Annotated in this window: 18 protein-coding genes; 17 read left to right on the forward strand and 1 reads right to left on the reverse strand. The window is 75.5% G+C overall.

Going from position 1 to position 21763, the window contains the following annotated elements:
* Positions 1-106 precede the first annotated feature (106 nt).
* The 17 genes from A3IG_RS0110665 to A3IG_RS35845 all read left to right on the forward strand — a co-directional run bounded on the left by A3IG_RS0110665 (position 107) and on the right by A3IG_RS35845 (position 20878).
* Positions 107-847, forward strand: coding sequence for a helix-turn-helix transcriptional regulator (locus A3IG_RS0110665; protein WP_018383553.1), 741 nt, complete (start codon positions 107-109; stop codon positions 845-847).
* Positions 848-1060: 213 nt separating this feature from the next.
* Positions 1061-4246, forward strand: a complete 3186-nt coding sequence (locus A3IG_RS0110670; RefSeq protein WP_051087454.1) for a DUF11 domain-containing protein — start codon at positions 1061-1063, stop codon at positions 4244-4246.
* Positions 4243-4956 carry a DUF4255 domain-containing protein gene (locus tag A3IG_RS0110675; protein ID WP_018383555.1) on the forward strand — a complete coding sequence of 238 codons (714 nt, stop codon included), beginning with the start codon at positions 4243-4245 and terminating at the stop codon, positions 4954-4956. The genes A3IG_RS0110670 and A3IG_RS0110675 overlap by 4 nt, the downstream gene beginning before the upstream one ends.
* On the forward strand, positions 4953-7082 hold the full coding sequence (locus A3IG_RS0110680; protein WP_026220124.1) for an ATP-binding protein: 2130 nt from the start codon (positions 4953-4955) through the stop codon (positions 7080-7082). Before A3IG_RS0110675 ends, A3IG_RS0110680 begins: the two co-directional genes overlap by 4 nt.
* Before the next feature lie 526 nt (positions 7083-7608).
* The gene (locus A3IG_RS0110685) at positions 7609-9129 is read left to right on the forward strand and encodes a phage tail sheath family protein (RefSeq protein ID WP_018383557.1); all 1521 of its coding nucleotides are present in this window, start codon (positions 7609-7611) and stop codon (positions 9127-9129) included.
* Positions 9130-9178: 49 nt separating this feature from the next.
* Positions 9179-9619, forward strand: a complete 441-nt coding sequence (locus A3IG_RS0110690) for a phage tail protein (protein ID WP_026220125.1) — start codon at positions 9179-9181, stop codon at positions 9617-9619.
* Complete coding sequence (locus tag A3IG_RS0110695) at positions 9616-10098, forward strand: hypothetical protein (RefSeq protein WP_018383559.1); 483 nt, start codon at positions 9616-9618, stop codon at positions 10096-10098. The genes A3IG_RS0110690 and A3IG_RS0110695 overlap by 4 nt, the downstream gene beginning before the upstream one ends.
* Positions 10095-10253 (forward strand): DUF6760 family protein, encoded by a 159-nt coding sequence (locus A3IG_RS34535; protein ID WP_018383560.1) that lies wholly within the window; start codon positions 10095-10097, stop codon positions 10251-10253. The genes A3IG_RS0110695 and A3IG_RS34535 overlap by 4 nt, the downstream gene beginning before the upstream one ends.
* Before the next feature lie 2788 nt (positions 10254-13041).
* Complete coding sequence (locus A3IG_RS0110705) at positions 13042-13278, forward strand: hypothetical protein (RefSeq protein ID WP_018383561.1); 237 nt, start codon at positions 13042-13044, stop codon at positions 13276-13278.
* Positions 13279-13321: 43 nt separating this feature from the next.
* Positions 13322-13747 (forward strand): phage tail protein, encoded by a 426-nt coding sequence (locus A3IG_RS0110710; protein ID WP_018383562.1) that lies wholly within the window; start codon positions 13322-13324, stop codon positions 13745-13747.
* Positions 13748-13832: 85 nt separating this feature from the next.
* On the forward strand, positions 13833-14561 hold the full coding sequence (locus tag A3IG_RS0110715) for a CIS tube protein (protein WP_018383563.1): 729 nt from the start codon (positions 13833-13835) through the stop codon (positions 14559-14561).
* Positions 14558-16339 (forward strand): VgrG-related protein, encoded by a 1782-nt coding sequence (locus tag A3IG_RS0110720; protein WP_018383564.1) that lies wholly within the window; start codon positions 14558-14560, stop codon positions 16337-16339. Before A3IG_RS0110715 ends, A3IG_RS0110720 begins: the two co-directional genes overlap by 4 nt.
* 98 nt (positions 16340-16437) lie before the next feature.
* Positions 16438-16746, forward strand: coding sequence for a PAAR domain-containing protein (locus A3IG_RS0110725; protein WP_018383565.1), 309 nt, complete (start codon positions 16438-16440; stop codon positions 16744-16746).
* The gene (locus A3IG_RS0110730; protein ID WP_018383566.1) at positions 16743-17171 is read left to right on the forward strand and encodes a GPW/gp25 family protein; all 429 of its coding nucleotides are present in this window, start codon (positions 16743-16745) and stop codon (positions 17169-17171) included. Before A3IG_RS0110725 ends, A3IG_RS0110730 begins: the two co-directional genes overlap by 4 nt.
* Positions 17171-19132 carry a putative baseplate assembly protein gene (locus A3IG_RS0110735; protein WP_020557895.1) on the forward strand — a complete coding sequence of 654 codons (1962 nt, stop codon included), beginning with the start codon at positions 17171-17173 and terminating at the stop codon, positions 19130-19132. Before A3IG_RS0110730 ends, A3IG_RS0110735 begins: the two co-directional genes overlap by 1 nt.
* Positions 19129-19695: a phage tail protein gene (locus A3IG_RS0110740; RefSeq protein ID WP_018383569.1), complete on the forward strand. Its 567-nt coding sequence runs from the start codon at positions 19129-19131 to the stop codon at positions 19693-19695. The genes A3IG_RS0110735 and A3IG_RS0110740 overlap by 4 nt, the downstream gene beginning before the upstream one ends.
* A 448-nt stretch (positions 19696-20143) precedes the next feature.
* The gene (locus A3IG_RS35845) at positions 20144-20878 is read left to right on the forward strand and encodes a zinc ribbon domain-containing protein (RefSeq protein WP_018383570.1); all 735 of its coding nucleotides are present in this window, start codon (positions 20144-20146) and stop codon (positions 20876-20878) included.
* A 105-nt stretch (positions 20879-20983) separates the two neighbouring features.
* On the opposite strand, the gene A3IG_RS0110750 is transcribed toward A3IG_RS35845, so the two are convergent.
* Positions 20984-21190, reverse strand: a complete 207-nt coding sequence (locus A3IG_RS0110750) for a hypothetical protein (RefSeq protein WP_018383571.1) — start codon at positions 21188-21190, stop codon at positions 20984-20986.
* Between the last annotated feature and the right edge of the window lie 573 nt (positions 21191-21763).

The following is a 21763-nucleotide window of genomic DNA, read 5'->3' on the forward strand; positions in this document are numbered from 1 at the left end:
AGCCCGTCGGACACCTCGTGCCACGGCGGACCCGTGGACGGCCCGGCGTCTCGCCCGCGCCACCCGGTTCCCTTGACCAGCAGGAGACAAGAGAACGGAATGACGCATGACCTCGGTCAACACGCAGCACGGCGCCGACAGCTCCGGCCGCGGCCGGACGTCCGTACCTCAGCACGACCCGAGTCGCCCCTGGTCGAACGTGGAGGGCGGGGCGAACGCCAAACCGGACAGGGTGTCCGTGGCGATCTACGCACAGGACCCGGTGCTGCACGCGGGCGCCACCCACCTGCTGCGGCAGCGGCCGGAGGTGGAGCTGCTCAGGGACACGGAGGCGGACGGGGCCAGGATCTCCCTGGTCGTGGCGGACAAGCTGGACGACCCCACGGTGCAGCTCCTGCGAAGACTGCAACGCAACTCCGCCACCCGTACCGGTCTTGTCGTGGGGCGCTGCGAGATCGGGGCCCTCCAGACCATGATCGAGTGTGGCGCGGCAGCCGTGCTGCGCCGCACCGAGGCGAGCCAGGACCGGCTGGTCAACCTGATCTGCGCGCTGGCCAGGGGCGAGGGGGTGCTCCCCGGGGACCTCCTGGGGCAGCTCCTGGACCACGTCGGCAGCCTGCAACGCATGATGCTCGACCCCCGCGGGCTGACGCTGTCCCCGCTGACGGCCCGGGAGTCGGACATGCTCCGGCTGGTCGCGGACGGGTACGACACCGCTGAGATCGCCGCCAAGACGTCGTACTCCGAACGCACCGTCAAGAACGTGCTGCACGAGGTGGCGACGCGGCTCGGGCTGCGCAACCGGGCCCACGCGGTGGGTTACGCGATGCGCCACGGGCTGATCTGAACGGGGGGCGGCCCGTCGGGGTGTGCCACGGCGGGGCCGGGGTGAGTGGGCGGGCGGCACCGCCGGTAGCCGTCGCCCCGGCCGACGGGCCGTCCGGTGGCTGCCCCGAGGGGCACCGGCCGCTACCCCCGGTCCGGGTACTCGGGGCCTGGGCCTCACCCGGCGGGCCGGTCAGGCTGACGGCAGGACTCGGTACCGGACTGTGAGGTGGACGTGAACGGCGGCACTGGCCCCTCCGGGTGGGCCCGTTCGGTGCGGATCGTCATCGCCGTGGTGGTCCTGCTGTCCAGTGTGGTGGCCCTGGGTGAGCTTCCCGTCGCCCGACCCGCCGGACCGGACCTGCCGGCCCCGGCCCCCGCCGCGGACCCGGTGCGCGTCACCTACGCGGGGACGGAGCACCACAGCATGGGCCTGGTGACCGGTGTCGGCACCAGCGACCCGTTCTTCGGCCCGGCCCCCACCCACTTCGACACCGAGTCGTTCGCCCGTGGCGACGCCCTGGTCTTCACCAGCCTGCGGGACAGCCGCAGGCCGCAGGTGTACCTGCGGACCGCCGCGGGCACGGTGCACCGGCTCACCACCGACCGGAACGCCGCCCACCCGCAACTGACCCCGGACGGGCAGTGGGTCGTGTTCGACTCGGCCGAGCCCGGCGGCCCGGAGGGGAAGGAGCAGCGGGACCTGTGGATCGTCCGGGTGGACGGCACCGGTGAGCGCAGGCTGACCGACACGCCCGCCGACGAGAGGTACCCCACGGTCTCCCCCGACGGTTCCCGCCTGGCGTACAGCAGCAACGACGCCTGCACCTGCAGGGACCAGATCTACGTGCGGGCGCTCGCCGGCGGCCCGGTCACCCAGGTGACCTCCGCGACCGAGGGCAGTGCCGTGGACCCGGTGTGGAACCCGGTGGACGACGCCGCCCACCGCGACCTGATCGCCTACACCCTGGAGGCGGAGGGGGAGACCGGGCCCAGCCTGCGCGTCACCACACCCGCGGGGGAGGACGCGCCGCTGCTCACCGCCGGCGGGGCGAGCTGGCGCAGCCGGTCGGCGGACTGGCTGCCCAACGGGGACGAGGTGGTGTTCGTCGGCCTGGACGGGCCCTACGGGGCGACCGGCCGGTACGTGTACCGGTCCGCCACGGGCTCGGCCTCCGCCCCGTCGTTGGTGCTCGACGAGAGCGGGCGCGACGTCAGTTCCCCGACGTGGCTGGGGCCTGGGGACACCGGCGGGGTGGTCGTCACCCGGACGAGCGCCGCCACGCCCCACGTGGCCAGGCTCTCCGACATCAGACCGGACGGGGTGGACCCCCGGGACCTCGGTCTTGACCTGCTGGTGGAGGACCCTGCCGCCGACACCAACACCGACCCGGCGAACGACCCGCTGTTCCACCCCGCCCCGGGCTACGACCCGTGGACCGAGCGCCAGGGCTACGGTCCGGACGGCCGGCAGATCGTGGTGTCCCGGTTCGAGGGGCCGCCCGGCGACCGGGAGCAGCGGATCTGGCTGGCGGACGCCGAAGGCCGCGACCCGCGCGTCGTCGGACTCCACGGCCGGGAGCGCGGGGACTGGGACACCGATCCGGCGTTCTCGCCCGACGGCCGGTTCCTCGCGTTCACCAGGACCTCCCCCGGCGGGGCGGGCCCGGGCTCGGGGCCGGGGCGCGTGCTGATCGCGCTGGTCGCCACCGGGGAGGTCGTCGGCACGGTCCGGCCGCCGCGGGGGTGGGAGGGCGCGAGCGACGCCCAGCCCACGTGGTCGTCGGACGGCGCCGTGATCGCGTTCACCAGGACGGCTGTGATCAACGACAACGGCGGCAACAAGCACGTCTGGACGGTGCCCGCGGACTCCCTGGACGAGCAGGCCGACCTCAGCGCGACGCTCTGCCCGGGGAGCTGCGAGGTGATCGACGACTCCCCCGCCTTCTCCCCGGACGGGCGGACCCTGGCGTTCAACCGCAAGGACGGCGGCGGCCGGACCAACGAGCGCAACGGCGTGCTGGTCACCCCGTTGACCGGCGGCGGCTGCCGGGTGGTGCTGCCCGCCGGGCTGCGCGACCGACCCGACGCCTGCTGGCAGGCGTTGCCCGACACCTCCCGGACCGGCCCGCACCAGCCGCGGGACGTGGCGTGGTCCCCGGACGGCTCCCGTCTCGTGCTCTCCTCCCGGGAGGGCGTCGAGCCCAACGCGCCCGAGGCCCTGTCGGTGCTCGACGTCGCCACCGGTGACCTCACGGACCTCACCGCGTCGCTCCCCGGCCGCCAGAAGGAGCCGGCCTACCAGCAGTCGGTGGACCTGGCGCTGACCGCCCCCGAGACCACGCCCGCCGTGCGGACGGGGTCCGTCGCCACCGTGACGGTCACGGTCACCAACGCGGGGCCGGCTCCCTCACCGGGCACCGTGTTCACGGCCGCGCCGCCGGCGGGCGTCAGGCTGGAGGGGCTGACGACACCGGCCGGCGGGTGCGACACCGCGGCCCTCCAGTGCGACCTGGGGGTGCTCCCGCCCCTGGCGACCGTGCGGGTGACGGCGCGGGTGGTCGGCGTGACCGAGGGCGACCAGACGGTCGGCTGGTCGGTCTCCGGCGCCGTCGTGGACCCGGACCCGGGCGACAACGCCGGTCGGACGGTCGTGCCGGTGGAGCAGCCCCCGCCCCAGGTGCCGCGCCCGCCGACCTCGGACAGTCCACCGACTTCGGACGGTCCGCCGGGCGGGCCGTCCGCTCCGGCTCCGCCGCCGCAGCACCCACAGCCGCCGGCGGGACCGGCCCTGTCGCTGGACGCGCAGCCGAACCCCGGGTACGTGGGCGGCCGGGTCGTGTTGAGTTACACCGTGCGCAACCGGGGCGAGGCGCTGGCCAGCGGACTGCGCCTGCGGCTCGGCCTGCCCGCGGGCGTCCCGACCGGCCGGCTGCCCGCGGGCTGCACCCGCACCGGGTGCGTCCTGGGTGACCTGGAACCGGGGGCCTCCTCGGTGGTGCGGGTCGTGCTGGCCCCGCGCGAGCCCCTGCGGACCACGCTCACCGGGACGCTGACGACCACCGGCACGGACGCGAACCGCGCCGACAACACCGCGAGGGAGCCGCTGCGCGTCCTCCAGCCACGGATCGTCGCGGTGCCGGCCGTCGGCAAGCCCGGGTTCGTGACCTCCGTCCGCGGTACCGACTTCCCCCCGGGTGCCCCGGTGACGCTCACCTGGAAGCCGGGCATCACCGCGGCGGCGGCGCCCACGCTCCCCCGGCGGGACGGCACGTTCGCCGCCCAGTTGCTGATCATGACCAAGGACCAGACGGGCCCGCGCACCATCACCGCGCGGGGCCCCGGATTCTCCCCGGTGACCACGCCGTTCCTGGTGGTCAACGGCACGTTCCAACCACCGGACGAGGTGACCCGGCGGTGATCCACGAGGTGGACGAGGGGTTGCGGCGGCTGTTCGCCGAGTGCGGTGTCGCCGGCAACGGCGTCGAGTTGGCCTTCGACGCGCCCACCAAGGAGTGGGTGGCCCGCCGGAACGCCCCCACGGTCAGCGTCTTCCTCCACCAGATCCGCGAGGAGGTGGACCGGCGGCAGACCGGTACCGGCCCGGAACACGACGCGGACGGCGTCGTCTCCGCGCACCGGTCACCGCCCCGGTGGTTCGAGCTGGCCTACCTGGTGACCGCGTGGACGAGCCGCCCCCAGGACGAGCACCGGCTGCTGTCCGAGGCGCTGCGCTGCCTGGTCGATGCTGAGGCGCTGCCTCCGCGGCTGCTCACCGGCACGCTCGCGCGGCTCGGTCTGTCCGTCGGGTTGGACGCGACGGGCCGGCGCCAGGGCGGGCCCTCGATGTCGGACGTGTGGTCGGCCCTGGGCGGGGAGCTGAAGCCGTCGATCGACCTGCGGGTGACGGCGCCGCTGACCGGTGCCGGCGCCCCTGCCGGGCCCCCGGTGAGCGAGGGGATGGTGGTGCGGGTCACCGACCGGTCCCCGGGTGCGGGCGCCGCGGGGGCCGTACCGGGTCGCCGGCTGCGGTACGACGGGGCCACGGGCACCGAGCCCACCGGCCTGGGGGCCGCCCGGGAGCGGCCCCTGCCACCCGGCCGCCGGCGCCGGCGCGGCGCGCAGCCGTGACGGGACCGGCGTCTGACGAGGCGTTGTGGAGCCGGCTGCGGCAGGTGGAGCAGCGGGTGCGGGTCGAGGTGGCGGCCCGCCGGGCCACCGACCCGGACCCCGACGACCCCTTCCGGGGGCAGTACCTCACCCCCGAGGCCGCCGACCGCGTCCTGGCCGACCCCTGGGGGCCGCCTGCCGCCGCGGCAGCGGAGTCCGCCGAGGCGTGCTCCGCGGGAGCGGACGAGGAGGCGCTCCTGCCGCCGCCGGGGACACGGATCGGCCAGCTCGCCGCGGCCTTCGGTCTGTTGCCGCTCGACCTGGAGCTGCTGCTCGTGGTCCTCGCCCCGGACATCGACCTCCGGTTCGAACGGCTCTACGGCTACCTCAATGACGACCTGACCAGGCGTCGGCCCACCGTGGACCTGGCGCTCCGGCTGTGCGGCCGGTCGGCGGCGGGGCCGGGCCGCTTCCGGTTCGCGGCCTCCGCGCCCCTGGTCGCGCGGGGACTCGTGGACGTCGTCGCTGGAGACCGGCCGCTGCTGTCCAGGGAGCTGCGGGCGCCGGACCGGGTGACCGCGCACCTGCTGGGCGACGACGGGCTCGACGACCGGTTGCGCGGGCTGGTCACCCCGGCCCCCGGTCGCGCCGACCCCCGTGCGGACCAGGTCCGCCGGGTGGCCGCCGCCGCGACGACGGGCAGCGGCCTGGTGCACCTGCTCGACCGGGAGGGGGACTGTGCGGGGCTCGCCGTGGACGCGCTGCTCGCCGCGGGACGTCGCCCGCTGGTGCTCGACCCGGTGGCTCTCGCCGCCCACCAGGACCCGGGCACCGTGCTCCGGGCCCTGGCCCTGGAGGCGCGGCTGACCGCCGGCGGTGTCGTCCTCGGTCCGCTGGAACGGCTCGAGCCGCGCCGCACGGGTCGCGGCGAGCTGCTGCGCGAGGTGTGCGCGGCCACCGCGGGCACGCCCCTGATCGTGTACGGGGCCGAGGTGTGGGACCCGTGGTGGGCCGCGGAGAGCCCGGTGGCGTTCCCGGTGCCCCCGTTGGACGCGGCGCAGCGGGCGGCGCGGTGGGAACGGGAACTCGCCGCCGCCGAGCGAAGGGTGGGCACCGCCGTCGGTGTCCGGCCGCCCCTGGACGGTGAGCTGCTCGCGACGGTCGCCCCGTACCGGCTCGACGGGCTCCAGGTCCGCCGCGCCGCCGACGTGGCAGCGCGGACGGCCGCCAGCGAGCGGCGGCCGGTGACCCGCGGGGACCTGCGGGCCGCGGTCCGGGCGCAGAACGGCGCCGGCCTCGCCCGGCTCGCCCGCCGCACCACCCCGGCGGTCACCTGGGACGACCTGGTGCTCCCCGAGGTGACGCGGCGCCAGCTCGACGACCTGGCGCTGCGCGCGGTCCACCGCGAGCAGGTGCTGGGACGGTGGCGGATGCGCCCGGGCGGGGGGCGGGGGCACGGGGTGATCGCGCTGTTCGCCGGGGAGTCGGGCACCGGCAAGACCATGTCCGCCGAGGTGGTCGCCGGGGAGCTCGGCATGGAGTTGTACGTCGTTGACCTGTCCACCGTGGTGGACAAGTACATCGGGGAGACGGAGAAGAACCTGGAGCGCGTCTTCACCGAGGCGTCGCAGGTCAACGGGGTGCTGCTGTTCGACGAGGCGGACGCGGTGTTCGGGAAGCGCTCGGAGGTCAAGGACGCGCACGACCGGCACGCCAACGTGGAGTCTGCGTACCTGTTGCAGCGCATGGAGTCGTTCGACGGGATGGCGATCCTGACCACCAACCTCCGCGCCAACCTCGACGGGGCGTTCACCCGAAGGCTGGACGCCGTCGTGGAGTTCCCGGTGCCGGACGCGGCGCAGCGGCTCGCGTTGTGGGACCGCTGCCTGGGTACCGGGGTGGTCCGGGCGGACGACCTCGACCTGGAGTTCTGCGCCCGGCGTTTCGAGCTGACCGGCGGGTCGATCCGCGCCTGCGCGGTCACCGCGGCCTACCTGGCGGCGGAGGCCGCAGGGCCGCTGACCATGGCGCAACTCGTCTCCGCGGTGTGCCAGGAGTACCACAAGCTGGGCCGTCTGGTGTTGGAGAGCGAGTTCGGGGACTGGTTCCGGCAGGTCCGGCCGGACGCGGCGGCGGAACGGTGGTGAGCCGCCGGGCGGCCGCCGGCCGGGGCGGGCGGCCGGTGGGCGAGCGGACCGGGGCCGTGGGTGCCGCCGGGCCGTTCCCTCCGCGCTGCCCGCGGGGGCCGCTGGGCGGCGCGCGGGGTCCGTGGCGCACCGCCCGCGGGGGCAACGGGACCCCGACGCCGGTCGGCCGCCGGCCGGGGCGGTCCGGGCCGTCGGGCCGACCGGCCGGGCACTGCCCGCGCGCCGCCGGGCCGGACCTCGGAAGCCTCAGCCTCGGGACCTCCGGGGCGCCGTGGGGCCGTGGGGCGGCGGGGCCGCGGGGCAGCGGCGCCGTGGGGCGTCGGGAACTTCGGCTGCGGGCTGCGGGGCGGCGGATGGTGGCCGGGATGGTGGTGCCCGGGATGGTGGCCGGGCGCACCGCGGGGGCGCCGCCGTGTCCTTCGCGGGCAGTCTCGTTGCCCCTGGTTCGGGGCGATCGGCCCTGATGCGGCGGGGAGTCGCCGGGTGAGACTCGTCGCCGAGCTGCCAGCCACACGAAGGAGCGAGCATGCCTTCCTACCTCACCCCGGGCGTCTACGTGGAGGAGGTGCAGTCCGGGGCCCGGCCGATCGAGGGGGTGGGTACGGCCGTCGCCGCCTTCGTCGGGTTCGCCGAGAAGGGGCCTTTCCACCAGCCCACCCTGGTGACCACCTGGGAGCAGTACGCCCAGCGCTTCGGGGGCTTCACCGAGGGCACGTTCCTGGCGCACGCCGTCTACGGCTACTTCGCCAACGGCGGTGGCAGCGCCTACGTGGTGCGTCTGGGGGGTCCTGCGGACGGCGGGGCACCGCCCGGGCGGTCGGCCCCGCCGGTGGCCGCCGGCGGGTTCCTGTTCGCGGCGCGGCGGGGCGCCGGGCCGGACGTCACGGTGGAGATCGCCGACGCGGAGGCGGAGAACGCGCCGGACGACCGGTTCCGGGTCCTGGTCCGCAAGGGGGCCGAACTGGTCGAGACGCTCGACGTGAGCACCCGCAAGAACGCCAAGGCGTACCTGGTGGCGCAGGCTCGGGAGTCCGGGTTCGTCGAGGTCACGGAGCAGCCCGGCGTCGCCCAGCGCCGCCCGGGGAACCAGACGCTGGTGCTGCCCGCGCCGCCCGAACCGGCCCCGCCGGGGCCGGCGGCGGGCCCGGCGCAGTACATCGGCGAACCGGCGGAGAGGACCGGCGTCGCGGCCCTCGAGGCCGTCGACGAGGTGACCATGGTCGCGGTCCCCGACGTGATGAGCGCCTTCCAGCGCGGGGAGATCGACGCCGAGGCCGTCAAGACCGTTCAGCTCGCGGTGGTGTCGCACTGCGAGCAGATGGGGGACCGGGTGGCGATCCTGGACACCCCGCCGGGGCTGAACGCGCAGCAGGCCAGGAACTGGCGCAACGAGGGCGCCGGGGTGGACTCCCGCCACGCCTGCGCGTACTACCCGTGGATCACGGTGTTCGACCCGGCGACGGGACGCAACACCCTGGTCCCGCCGAGCGGCCACGTCGCCGGGGTGTGGGCGCGCAGCGACAGCGAGCGGGGGGTGCACAAGGCCCCGGCCAACGAGGTCGTCCGTGGTGCGGTGGACCTCGAGCTCCGGCTGAGCAAGGGCGAGCAGGACCTGCTCAATCCGGTCGGGCTGAACTGCATCCGGGCCTTCCCCGGACGCGGCATCCGGATCTGGGGGGCGCGGACGCTGTCCTCCGACCCGGCCTGGCGTTACCTGAACGTGCGCCGGCTCTTCAACTACCTGGAGGAGTCCATCCTGCTGGGCACCCAGTGGGTGGTCTTCGAACCCAACGACGACCGGCTGTGGGCGAGCATCCGGCGCAACGTCACCGCGTTCCTGACCGAGGAGTGGCGTCGGGGGGCCCTGTTCGGACGGACCGCGGCGGAGGCCTTCTACGTCAAGTGCGACCGGGACAACAACCCGCAGGAGTCCATCGATCTGGGTCAGGTGGTGTGCGAGGTCGGGGTCGCCCCGGTCAAGCCCGCCGAGTTCGTGGTGTTCCGGCTGTCCCAGTTCTCCGACAGCACCAGCCTCGTCAGCGAGTGACCGGCCCCCGCCCTGACCGACCCGTTCGACCGGAAGGTGACCAGCAGCCATGGCAACAGGTGACGCGCTTTCGACGCACGTCTTCGGGGTGCAGTTGGGCGGCTACCTCGTGGAGTCCATCCAGGAGGTCAGCGGCCTGACCGTCGAGGAGGAGGTGGTCGAGGTCCGGCAGGTGACCGCGGAGGGCAAACAGATCATCCGCAAGCAGCCGGGGGCGCGCCAGGCAGGCGAGGTGACGATCACCCGCGGGCTGGACAAGAGCAGCGAGTTCACCAACTGGATCAAGGAGACGCTGAACAACGGCGCGGTGGACACCGCCCGGCAGAACCTGACCATCGAGATCAAGGACACCCAGGGCGAGACGGTGCGCCGCATCCAGCTCATGCAGGGCTGGGCGAGCCGGTGGGAGGGCCCGTCCCTGAAGGCCGGGGAGTCCAGTGCCGCCACCGAGACCGTCACCATCACGTTCGAGGAGATCATCGTCGAATGAGGCGCCGTACGGTCACCACCAGCACCGACATCGCCGACCTGCTGCAGAACGCCGAGCCCGACCGGGGCGGGTCCCGCGCGCCGGACGACCGGGAGCGGCAGGCGCCGGAACTGCGCACCGAGTTCGAGTTCGAACTGCCCCGCGGGTACGTCGACGAGGAGGGCACGGTGCACCGCCGGGGTGCCATGCGGCTCGCCACCGCGCGGGACGAGCTGCGCCCGCAGATCGACCTGCGGGTCAAGGAGAACCCCGCGTACCTGAGCGTCGTCCTGCTGAGTCAGGTGATCACCCGGATCGGCACCGTCACCGACGTGCACGCGGGCGTCGTCGAGCGGATGTACGCCACGGACGTGGCGTTCCTCCAGGACTTCTACCAGCGGATCAACAGCGAGGGGCACACGCACGCCGCGGTGACCTGCCCGCTGTGCAACGGCTCGTTCGAGGTGGACCTCTCCGGTGGGCGCCTGGGGGAATCGTGACGTACGCGCTCCCCCGGTTGCTGGAGGAGATCGCGTACGTCGCCTACCACTTCCACTGGCGGCGCGAGGACATCCTCGACCTCACCCACGGTGAGCGTCAGCAGTGGGTCCGCGAGATCGCGCGGATCAACACGCGGGTCAACGAAGGTGGGTGAGGGCATGGGCGTGTGGGACCGGCTGCGACGCCGCCGTGCGGGGGCGGGCCGTCCCGCCGGCCAGGACACGCTGTCCCCGGCTGGCGACGCCACCGGTGACGCCTCCGCGGTGAGGGACGGCGCCGAGGTGGGCGGCGCCCGGGAGCCGGCGGGTGCGCGCGACCCCGACGGGCGGGGCCATCCGCCGTGGGACGGGGGCTGGCGAGCGGTCCCGTCCCCGGTGGCGACCGTGCTGCGGTCGGCCGTGGGGGTCAGCGACGGGCTGCGTTTCCGCTCGCGGCTCGCGGCCTGGCAGAACCCCTCGCTGGGACGGGGCCTGGGGCACGCGGTGCTGCCGTCGGCCCCGGTGGGCGTGGTGCACGGCGTCACCCGCCCGTCCACGCACACGACCTGGGCGGACGGTGCCCCCCTGCTGCTGCGCGCCGCCCGGCCGGGAGCGGACACCGGGCAGGAGCAGGACGGGGCTGAGCACGGCCCGGCCCCGGAACGACCCGAGCGGGCGGGCCCGCCCCGCCGGCCGCCCGCCGCGCACACCGCCCCCGTGCCGGCGGGGCAGCCGGACCCGGGCGGCCCCCGCACCGTCGCCACCGGTCCGCCCCCGGCCCGACGCCCACGGGTCCGCCCGCACCCGGCGGGGACCCCGTTGACGGTGGCCACCGGCGCGGTGCGGCACGCCCGCAGGGTCACCGCGATCCCGCCGACGACGGGTGCGCCCGGTGCCCGCACCCCGACGGCGGGGCCCGCACCGGCGCCCGGGGCACCTCCCCCGCCGTCGGCCGGTGCGCCGGTGGGTCCCCCACAGGCACCGCCTGCCCGCCCGGGCCCGTCATCCGTCCACGACGCGCCCCCTGCCGGTCCAGGGGGGTTGCCTGGCCCAGCGGTGCAGCGTCGCACCGACGGCCCGTCGGGCCCGGTGGCACCGAGGCGCCCCACCCTCGGTGCGACGCCGCCCGCCCTCCCCGCGGAGGCGGCGCAGGCGCAACCGGGCCCGGCACCCGGCAACCGGCCCGCCGCCCCGCCCGGGGCCGACCCGCTGACGGTGGTGCGACCGCCGGCACGGCCACAGGAGCCAGGACCACCCCCGGGCCCCTCCACGTCCACCGCCGGCGCCCCGGCGGCGGCCCCTCCTGCCGGCGCGTCCCACGGGGTCCTTCCGCCGGCGCCACCGCGCGCGTCGCCGCCCCCCGGCACCCCCTCGGCCTCCGGTGCGAACAGTGCAGGCAGTGCGACCCGTGCAAGCGGTGCGACCAGTGCCCCCAGCGCCTCGGGGCAGTCGTTCAGGCGCGGGTCGTCCGGGGTGACGGGCACGCCGGGGGCCGGGGCGCCGCCGGGTACCGCCGGGAGCGGGGCGCCCTCCGCCGGCCCCACGACCGGTCACCCGCACGGCGCCGTCCGCCCCGGGGGCGCCGCCCCGCAAGCTCCCTCCGGGACGCCCCCCGTGGCCGGGGGGCCACGGCGGGCCGCGGCGGCGCGGGACGGGGCCAGAACCACGGGACGCCGGCCGCAGGGGCCCGACGCCGGGCGCGGTGCCGCGCCCCCCGCCCCGGTGATGCCGCCTCGGGGTGTGCTCGGAGCGCCGCTGCCCGAGCTCCCCGGTACCGCCGTCCTCCCCACCGCGTCCCGGGCCGGCGGGGGCGGGCCGGCACCGAAGGGGTCGCTGCCCCCGGGGACGGCACCACCGAGGAGGGCCCGGTCTGGCTCCCCGTCAGCCCTGTCAGTCCCGTCAGCCCCTGCGGCAGCGGTGAGCGGCGCACAGGCGGAGCCAGGACCCCGGCCGGCGACCGGTGAGCGGCCGGTGGTTCGTGTCCAGCGGACGCCGCAGCGCCCGCCCGGGGCCCCGGTGGCGCCGCGTGCTCCCGGGTCCCCGACGACGCTGCCCACCGCGTCGGCGAGCGGAACGCCGGCGACCGCGGAGGCCGGTCCACGGGCCGGCACCAGCGCGGGACCGCGCCCTGTCGCCCCGGACGGACGGAACGCACCGGGAGCGGCCCCACGACGGCAGTCCGCCGCCGACCGCGGCCCGGCCGGCCACCCCACCCGCCCAGCCGCCCCGCCGTTGGGAACAGCCACCACACCGTTGGGAACAGCCACCACACCGTTGGGAACCGCAACCCAGCCGTTGGGAACCGCCGCCCCACCCCCGGGAACCGACGCCGCGCGACCCGGGCCTGACGCCCCGCGGGCCGCACCGTCCCCAGGCGCACGGCGGGCCCTCCCGGGACCGCGGCACACGAGGGGACTGCTCGCGGAACGCCCGCTGCCGGTCCGCACCGGCCCCCGGCCCGGGTTCTCGGCCACCGTGCCGGCTCCTGGCGCCGCACCGCCAGTCGTCCGACCGACCTGGCCCCGCTCCCACGCCGTGCAGCGCAGCGCGCGTTCCGGGGGGCCCGCCGAGGGGGCCCCGGCACCTCGGGCCGGTCAGCGACGGCCGGCGGCCACCCCGACGGTCTCCGCCCCGGTGCGGCGCATGCAGGTCTCCCGGGCGGTGGCTCCGCCGTCCGGTTGGGCACCGCCTGCTGCGCAGGTGGCCAACGGGCCGCGGCTTCCGGTCCGCGTAACACCGCCAGCATCGACGCCCCCACCGTCAATGCCCCCACCATCAACGCCGTCGCCGACAGGACCGTCGCCGTCAGTGCCGTCACCATCGACGAGGCGGTCATCGACGCCGGGCCCCGCACCGCCCGCAGCGGTCCCGCCGACGCCCCCGGGGTCGCTGCCCCCGGGGTCGCCGACGTCCGCAGCGGTGCTACAGCGGGCGGATGCCCGGGCCGGGCTGACGGGTGCGCCGGTGACCGCGGTGCCGGTGACGGCGGTGCCGGCCCGTGTCCGAACGGCACAGGACGGGCCGCGGGCGGCCCTGACGCCGCCGGCCCCCGGCGCCGGGGCGGACGGCGCGGGTGGCGCCACGGGGCCGGACATCGAGGAGCTCGCCCGGAGGTTGGTCGAGCCGGTGGGTCGTCTGCTCCGCGCCGACCTGCGGCGCGGCAGGGAGCGCGCCGGGAGGCTGTACGACGGCCGCCGGTGACCGGCCCGGAAACCAGGCAACGCCTGCGCAGGGAGAACAGGGAATGACGGACGAGATCTTCGCGACGAGCGTGTTCTTCAAGCTCACGATCGGCGGCAACGACCTGGGCGCGTTCCACACCTGCACGGGACTGGGCGCGGAGGTGGAGATGGAACAGTACGCCGAGGGCGGCAACAACGGCTTCACCTGGCAACTCCCGGGCCGCATCACCTGGTCGAACATCACGCTGACCCGGCCCGTCACCGCGGACACCACCAAGATCGCCCAATGGCTGGACGAGATCGTCCGTCAGGTGGAGCCCAAGGACGGCGAGATCGTCGCGTTGCGACCGGATCTGAGCCGGATCGTGAGCTGGCAGGTGCTCGGCATCGTTCCGGTCCGCTGGCAGGGCCCGTCGTTCGACCCGGCGCGTTCCGAGGCCGCGGTGGAGTCCCTGGAGATCGCCCACGAGGGACTGCGGCCCTCGTGACCCGACGTCACCGGACGGCCCGCCGACCCGCGACGGTCCGGTGCGACGGCCCACCACCCCCACCACGCCCAGGAAGGAGGACGGGATGTCACCCGCAGCCCGCGCCAGCCGCGCCCGCGCGCAGTTGACGATCATGGAACCACCCTCGACCGTCGGTGCGAAGCCCGGCGGCACCCTGGCCCGGCTCCCGTTGCAGTTCAACCCGGCGAAGCTGGCGCTGTCCAAGAGCACCGAGTGGCGGCGGACCCCGTCGCGGATGGCGGAGCAGTCCGCGTTGCCCGAGTTCGTGGGCAGCGGCCCGCGGGTGCTGTCCCTGGAGGTGTTCCTCGACGCCACCGCGACGCACGACAAGTCGGTGGAGCAGGCGGTGGAGAAGCTGATGCAGGCGTGTGTCCCCACCCCCGCCAGCCTCGCCCGCAAGGCCCCGGCCAGCCCCTGGGTCCGCTTCGACTGGGGCACCTCGCGCACCACCTCCTTCGACGGGGTGCTGTCGAGCCTCTCGGTGTCCTACACCCTCTTCGACGTGGACGGCACGCCGCTGCGGGCGACGTGCTCGCTGTCCGTCGAGGAGGCCAGCGTCGACCCGCCCGGCCAGAACCCGACGTCGGGCGCGCGGACGGCGCGTCGCACCCACCGCGTGGTCGCGGGGGACAGCCTGCCGCTGCTGGCCTGGCGGGAGTACGGGGACGCCACCGCCTGGCGGGTCATCGCGGAGGCCAACGACATCGACGACCCGATGGTGCTGGTTCCCGGCTCGGAGCTGGTCCTGCCCGCGCCGGACGAGGCGGCGCTGCCGGACGGAGCGGTCCGATGAGCTCGACGGGCCACCGGGGCGCGCGTTCGTTCGCGGCCGACCCGGTCGTCGAGGCCCCGGGGGAGCTGCCCCCCGTGTGGGCGGCGCAGCTCGTGTCCTGCGAGGTGGACGAGTGCGACGGCCTGCCGGACACCGCCGTGCTGAGCTACCGGGACCCCAACCACGAACTGCTGGCCGCCACCGGGATCACCATCGGCACACCGGTGAGGATCTCCGTGGTGACGGTGCGGGGCCGGGCCCGGCAGCGGCTGTTCACCGGCGAGGTGACGGCGCTCGAGCTGGACACCGACACCACCGGCGCGTTCACCGTGGTGCGGGCGTCGGCGAGGACCCACCGGTTGATGCGGGGGCGCAGGGTGGCGGCGTTCCGCAACATGACGACCTCGGACATCGTCCGCCGGGTGGTCACGGGAGCGGGGCTGACCTGCGGGCGGGTGGACCGGGTGCCCGTCACCCACCAGCACCTGTCCCAGGCCAACGTCTCGGACTGGGAGTTCCTGCAGTACCTGGCGCGGGAGAGCGGCGCCCGGCTGACCGTTGACGACGACGGCCGGTTGGAGTTCCTCCGGCCCGAGCCGGCCGCGTCGGCGCCGGCACCGGGCACGTCCGCGGCCCGCGACCCGCTGGTCCTGGAGTACGGGCGGAACCTGCTGGCGCTGCGGGCCGTGCTGACGGGCGCGGACGGGGCGGACACCGTGGAGGTGCGGGGTTGGGACGTGACCACCAAACGCCCGTTGGTGGCGCGGCGGCCCGCGGTGCGCAGCACGACCGTGCTGCCGGGGCTGAACCCGGCGGTCGCCGGGTCCGCGTTCGGGGCGTCCACCCGGGTGACCGTCGCGGACACGCCGTACCGGACCCAGGCCGCGACGATGGCCGCGGCGGAGTCCGTCGCCGCGTCGGTGAGCGCCGGGTTCGGGGAGTTCGAGGCGGTCGCCGAGGGGAACCCGAAGCTGCGGGCCGGGGTGCCGGTGGCGCTCGGCAACGTCGGCGCCGCCTTCTCCGGTCGTTACACCGCCACCTCGGCCCGGCACGTCCTCGAACCGCACGGGGGCTACCGGACGCACCTGTCGGTCAGCGCGGTCCCGGACCGGTCCCTGGCGGGGCTGGCCACCGGGGGCTCCGCCCCGCCGCACGGCCCGCGGATGCCCGGCCTGGCCGTCGGCGTGGTCACCGACATCCGGGAGGGGGGCGGCGGTCAGCGGGGCTGGGTGCGGTTGAGGTTCCCCTGGCTGGACGACGCGTACGTGACCGACTGGGTGCGCACCGTGCAGTGGGGCGGGAAGGGCGGCGGCGGGGTGTTCAGCCCGGAGGTCAACGACGAGGTGCTGGTCGGTTTCGAGCAGGGCTCGCTGGACAGCCCGTACGTGCTGGGGGGCCTCTACAACGGCGTGGACCGTCCTTCGCCGCACGACGTGCCGCTGGTGGACCCGACCAGCGGCAGGGTCAACCGTCGTTCGTTGGTGTCCCGCTCCGGGCACCGTGTCGAGCTGCTTGACACTCCGCGCGGTCCGTCCGGCGTTCGGCTGGCCAGCGGGGACGAGCGGCTCGAGGTCACCCTCGACGAGCGTGCCGGCCGGATCGCGCTGACGGTCTTCGCCGCCGGTGGCCGGCGGCCGTTGACCTCGATCACCCTGTCCCCCACCGGGGTCGTGCTCGACGCCGGAAACGGCCGGATCGACCTGCGCGGACGCTCGGTGACCGTCAACGGCACCGCTGACGTCACCGTCGACGGCGGCCTGCTGGCGGTGCTCAAGGCCAGGCTCGTCCGCATCAACTGACCGACGACCGCGCACCGCACCGCACCGCACCGCCCGGCACCGCCCCGCACCAGCCGCCCGTTCCCCGGAACCGACGGCCCCACGACCGAGGAGAACCGATGCCCTTCGCAGCCCGCACGGGCGACAGCACCGTCCACGGGGGTGTGCTCACCACACCTCCTCCGGGCGCCGCGGCGACCGTCACGACGGTGCTGATCGGCGGCCGGCCGGCCGCGGTCGTCGGGACCGTGCACGCCTGTCCCCTCCACGTCGCGCTCGCCGCCGCCAACGTGGTGCTGCCAGGGCCGGCCGGCGCCGCGTCGGGACAGGTCCTGATCGGAGGGCTGCCGGCGGCCCGCACGGGGGACAGGACGGCCTGCGGCGCGGTGGTCTCCACCGGGGCGCCCGACGTACTGATCGGAGGATGACGGTGACCGAACGGTTCATCGGCCGCGGCTGGGCGTTCCCGCTCCGGGTGAACGCCACCGGCGGCATCGGGATGGTCGAACGCGAACGGGAGATCGAGGAGGCGATCCGGCTGGTGCTCGGCACCGCGCCGGGCGAACGCCCGATGCGTCCGGAGTTCGGCTGCGGCATCCACGACTACGTCTTCGCCCCGGGCGACGGGGCGACCGCGGGCCGCGTCGCCCACGAGGTGCGGAGCACCCTGGAACGCTGGGAGCCGCGGATCGACGTGGACGACGTGGTGATCGCCTTCGACACGGTCGAGGTCGGCGCCCTGTACATCGACGTGCGTTACACCGTCAGGTCCACCAACAACCGCCGGAACCTCGTCTTCCCCTTCTACACCATCCCCACCTCCGGGCACGCGGACAACCGGGAGGTGGGCTGATGGCGCTGCCCGCCCCCAACCTGGACGACCGGCGTTTCCAGCAGCTCGTGGACGAGGCCAAGCGGTACGTGCAGCAGCGGGCGCCGGAGTGGACGGACCACAACGTCTCCGACCCCGGGGTCACCCTCATCGAGACCTTCGCGTACCTCGTCGACCAGCTCCTCTACCGGCTGAACCGGGTGCCGGACAAGAACCACCTGGCGTTCCTGGACCTGCTCGGCATCCGCCTCTTCCCCCCGGCCGCGGCCACGGTCGAGGTCGACTTCCACCTGTCCGCGCCGCAGCCGGAGACCGTCCTGCTGCGCAGGGGTACCCAGGTCGCCACTCCACGCGGCGACACCGAGGAAGCGGTGCCGTTCGCCACCACCGACGACCTGCCCATCGTGCCCAGTTCGCTGGACAGGCTGGTGACGGCGCCGGTCGGGGGCCAGCAGCGGGACGTCACCGGGCGGCTCGCCGACGGAGCGGACCTGCCGTGCTTCCAGACGCCGCCGGTGCCCGGGGACGCGCTGTTGTTCGGTCTGCCGACCGCGGTCCCCCGGTGCATCGTCGCGGTGCGCCTGGACAGTCGGGTGGAGGGCGTCGGCGTCGATCCCCGGCAGCCGCCCCTGGTGTGGGAGGCGTGGGACGGGTCGCGGTGGCTGGCGTGCGAGACCGCGTCGGACACCACGGGCGGCCTCAACCGGCCGGGCGAGGTCGTGGTGTACGTCCCGGCCGGCCACGTGCCCTCGGTGGCGGCGGGCACCCGGGCGGGGTGGCTCCGCTGCCGCGTCACCGAGCCGGCCGCGGACCAGCCCTTCTACTCGGAGTCCCCGACGATCCGGGAGGCGGAGGTGTTCACCATCGGCGGGACCGTCACCGCCGAGCACGCGGAGACGGTGCGGGACGTCCCGCTCGGCGTGTCCGAGGGGGTCGCCGGTCAGCGGTTCACGGTCAGCCGGACGCCGATCCTGCTCGACGGGGACCCCCCGGTGGTGGAGGTCTCCACCGGCACGGGCTGGGAGACGTGGACCGTCGTCGAGCACTTCGGCGCCTCCGGGCCCGGCGACCGGCACGTGAGGATCGACGCGACCACCGGGGAGTTCGCGTTCCCCCCGGCGGTGCGCGAACCGGACGGGACGGTGCGCACCTACGGCGCCGTGCCGCCCAAGGGCGCGCGGCTGCGGGTGCCCAGCTACCGGACCGGGGGCGGCAGCGCGGGCAACGTCGCCCGGGGCGCCATCTCCGTCCTGCACAGCTCGGTGCCCTACATCGCCTCGGTAAGCAACCGGGAGGCGGCCCGGGGCGGGGTCGACGGGGAGACGGTGGAGAACGCCAAGGTGCGGGCCCCGGGCCTGCTGCGCCTACAGGAACGCGCGGTCACCGCCGAGGACCACGAGGTGATCGCCCGTCAGGCGGCGCCGTCGGCGGCGCGCGTGCGCTGCGTCCCCGCGGTGCCCGGCGAGGGGGGCGCGGTGCGCGTCCTGGTGGTGCCCGACGCGGCGGCCGACGAGGGCGACCGGCTGCGGTTCGAGCAGTTGGTCCCTCCGGATCCGATGCTGTCGGCGATCGCCGCCCGCCTGGACGAACGACGGCTGATCGGCACCAGGCTCGTGGTGGAGCCGCCCGTCTACCAGGGCGTCACCGTCGTCGCCAGGCTGCTGGGCCGGGACGACGAAACCGACCGGGTGCGCGAGCGTGCGCTGGCCGCACTGTTCCGCCACCTCAACCCGCTGCGCGGCGGCGCCGACGGCACCGGCTGGCCCTTCGGCCGGCCGGTGCAGTACGGGGAGGTGTTCGCCGTGCTCCAGCAGGTGGAGGGCGTCACCCTGGTCGAGGAGGTCCGGTTGTTCCCCGCCGACCCGATCACCGGGCAGCGCGGGACCCCCGTGGACCGGATCGACGTGGCGGCCGACGCCCTGGTCTTCTCGTACCGGCACCAGGTGGTCGTGCGCCACGACCACGCCGGGGGGACGCCGTGAGCAGGGCGGCCGTTCCCGGGCTGCCCTCCCGGCACCCCATCGGCGGCCTGTTGCCGGCGCTGTACGCGGAGGACGACCTGGCGCAGCGGTTCACGGCGGGCCTCGACACGGTGCTCGCCCCGGTGTTCGCGACGCTGGACAACCTGCCCGCCTACTTCGACCCACGCCTCGCCCCCTGGGACTTCCTGGTGTGGGTGGCGAGCTGGGTGGGGGTGCGAACCGACCCGGGGCGACCGGCCGGGCCGAGCCGCGCCGCGGTCGCGCGGGCGGTGGAGTCGCACCGGTGGCGCGGAACCCGGCGCGGGCTGCGGGCGCAGCTCCGGCTGGTCCTGGGGGTGGACGCGCAGATCGTCGACGGCGGAGGCGTGTCCTGGTCCTCGACCGCGGGTTCGCCGTTGCCCGCGCCCCCGGCCACCGAGGTGCTGGTGCGGGTCTGGTCGGTGGACGCCACCGTGCCCGTGGACGTGGCCCGGGTGCGGGCCGTGGTCGAGGCAGCATGCCCGGTCCACCTCACCTGTCGGGTGGAGGTCGTGTCCGGGCCGCCCGGGGAGAGGGAGGACTGACACCGTGCGTTCGTGTCCCGAGTGCGGAACGGCCAACGCCGACGCCGACGACTTCTGCGGGAACTGCGGCGCGTACCTCGGCTGGTCCGAGCCCGCGCCCACCGCCGACCAGGGCCCCCGCCCCGGCGCACCACCGTCCCTTGCCCCACCGTCCCCTGCCCCACCGTCCTCTCCCCCACCGGCGGCGCCGCGACCGTCGGCCCCCCAACCGGCCGCCGGGGACCCCGCGGGCCCCGCACCGGCCGAGCCGCGACCGGCGACCCGCCAACCGCCCGCCCCGGACCCGGCACCTGCGGCACCCCCCGCCCCGGCTGGGGCGGGGGCCGGGGCGTCCACACCGCCGGACGGGACCGGGGCCGTCCCCGCATCCGCCCCCACGGCGGGGCCCCCGGCCCCCCGCCCGGCACCCGCCCCCGTCCGCCCCGCCAAGCCGGTCGCCCCGCGCCCCGTGGTGCGCCCGGCCCCGGCGGACGACCTCCAGGACGGGCCCGCGTGCCCTGCCTGCGGTACCCCGAACCTCGCGGGCCGGCGCTTCTGCCGCCGCTGCGCGGCGCCGCTGGGCCCCGTCAAGACGGCCGGTTCCGAGCCGTGGTGGCGCGGGAGGTGGCCGTTCCGGCGTCGGGTCGGCACCGGTGGGTCGGGCACCGCGGTGCGCCGGGCCGTGGTGCTGCTGGTGCTGGTCGCGCTGCTGGCGGCCGGCTTCCTGCTCCTGCCGTTCGGGCGTTCGCTCGTGGAGGACACCAGGGACAAGCTCGGCGGCACCGCCGCGATCAGCCCGACCGGCGTGTCGGCCAGCGCCGAGGTGCCGGGCCACCCCGCGTCCGCGGCGTCCGACGGGCTGAGCAACCGGTACTGGGGCGCCCCCCGGCTCGGTGCGTCGCTCACCTTCACCTTCCGTTCCCCGTTCCGGCTGGTGAGCGTGGTGGTCCACACCGGTCCTTCGGCGGACCCGCAGAAGTTCCGGCGTCAGGCGAGGCCCACCGAGCTCGACCTCGTCGCCATCGACGCGGACGGGACCGAGCACCGCAAGGAGGTCACCCTCAACGACAAGCCGGGCCGGCAGACCATCACCACCGGCATCAGCGACGTGGTCGAGGTCAGGCTGGTGCCGCGCGCCGCGGCGGGGCAGGGGCCCGGCCGGCACCTGGCCCTGGGCGAGGTGGAGTTCTTCCGGCGTCGCTGACCGTCGCCCCGGCGGCTCACCTTGGCTAGGGGCCGGGACCGCCCGGCCTGCTCGTCCTGGCTCGGGGCCTGGACCGCCCGCTGCCACCACCGGCCGCGTGCCCCGTCAACGCCCTTTGAGGGTGTTCCTGCAGACCTCCTTGGTGAACAGGGCCCCTCCCGTACTCATGGAGACAAGCACGGTGTACCGGCCGGGCAGCACCTCGCCGACATCGACACCCTTCCCACCCGGTGTGCCGAAGTACCCGAAGTCGTAGCTGCCGTGGCCGTCACGGGCCACACGCCGCTGCACCAGCCGGGGCTTCCGCTTCACGTCCAGGGCGCAGGATTGACATCCGGGGGGCGCCGTCGAGGACCAGGTAATAAGCGGCGTGGGTCTCTTCCCGTGCCGTGCGGGCTCGAGAAGGGCTGCCTGCGGCCGGCCGCCGGCACACCGCGCGGCATCGCCGCCCTCGGCCTGGCGTTGCGAAGGATGATGAGAACTGCGGAGTACGCTGCCGCGCGCAAGGTGAGTGGTCGTTCTCCCTCCAAGGCTGATGAGGACCGCCAGGTGGCCGCCGCGGTGTCGCTGTCACCGCGCCCCGCGTTGCGAACCGTCCAGGGCTGATGAGGACTGCGAATCCCCAGACACTGTGGTAGCACGAACAAGGGTTGCGAACCCTCCAGGGCTGATGAGGACTTCCGGAACTACTACATCATCGACCGGGTCGGCATGACCATGGTCTAGTTGCGAACCCTCCAGGGCTGATGAGGACTAGCGTGTCTGTGCTCGTGTGGGATGAGCCGTCAAAGTTGCGAACCCTCCAGGGCTGATGAGGACTTCCAGCGTGACCAGGGGTGGACCGGGCAGGATGCGTTGCGAACCCTCCAGGGCTGATGAGAACAC

Source organism: Wenjunlia vitaminophila DSM 41686 (assembly GCF_000380165.1).
Taxonomy (GTDB): Bacteria; Actinomycetota; Actinomycetes; order Streptomycetales; family Streptomycetaceae; genus Wenjunlia; species Wenjunlia vitaminophila.

Excerpts from the sequence above, each read along its gene's own strand:
- A3IG_RS0110715 (WP_018383563.1), top strand. The coding sequence starts at position 13,833 with ATGTCACCCGCAGCCCGCGCCAGCCGCGCCCGCGCGCAGTTGACGATC.
- A3IG_RS0110685 (WP_018383557.1), top strand. The coding sequence starts at position 7,609 with ATGCCTTCCTACCTCACCCCGGGCGTCTACGTGGAGGAGGTGCAGTCC.
- A3IG_RS0110710 (WP_018383562.1), top strand. The coding sequence starts at position 13,322 with ATGACGGACGAGATCTTCGCGACGAGCGTGTTCTTCAAGCTCACGATC.
- A3IG_RS0110730 (WP_018383566.1), top strand. The coding sequence starts at position 16,743 with ATGACGGTGACCGAACGGTTCATCGGCCGCGGCTGGGCGTTCCCGCTC.
- A3IG_RS0110735 (WP_020557895.1), top strand. The coding sequence starts at position 17,171 with ATGGCGCTGCCCGCCCCCAACCTGGACGACCGGCGTTTCCAGCAGCTC.
- A3IG_RS0110695 (WP_018383559.1), top strand. The coding sequence starts at position 9,616 with ATGAGGCGCCGTACGGTCACCACCAGCACCGACATCGCCGACCTGCTG.
- A3IG_RS0110725 (WP_018383565.1), top strand. The coding sequence starts at position 16,438 with ATGCCCTTCGCAGCCCGCACGGGCGACAGCACCGTCCACGGGGGTGTG.
- A3IG_RS0110665 (WP_018383553.1), top strand. The coding sequence starts at position 107 with ATGACCTCGGTCAACACGCAGCACGGCGCCGACAGCTCCGGCCGCGGC.
- A3IG_RS0110720 (WP_018383564.1), top strand. The coding sequence starts at position 14,558 with ATGAGCTCGACGGGCCACCGGGGCGCGCGTTCGTTCGCGGCCGACCCG.
- A3IG_RS0110690 (WP_026220125.1), top strand. The coding sequence starts at position 9,179 with ATGGCAACAGGTGACGCGCTTTCGACGCACGTCTTCGGGGTGCAGTTG.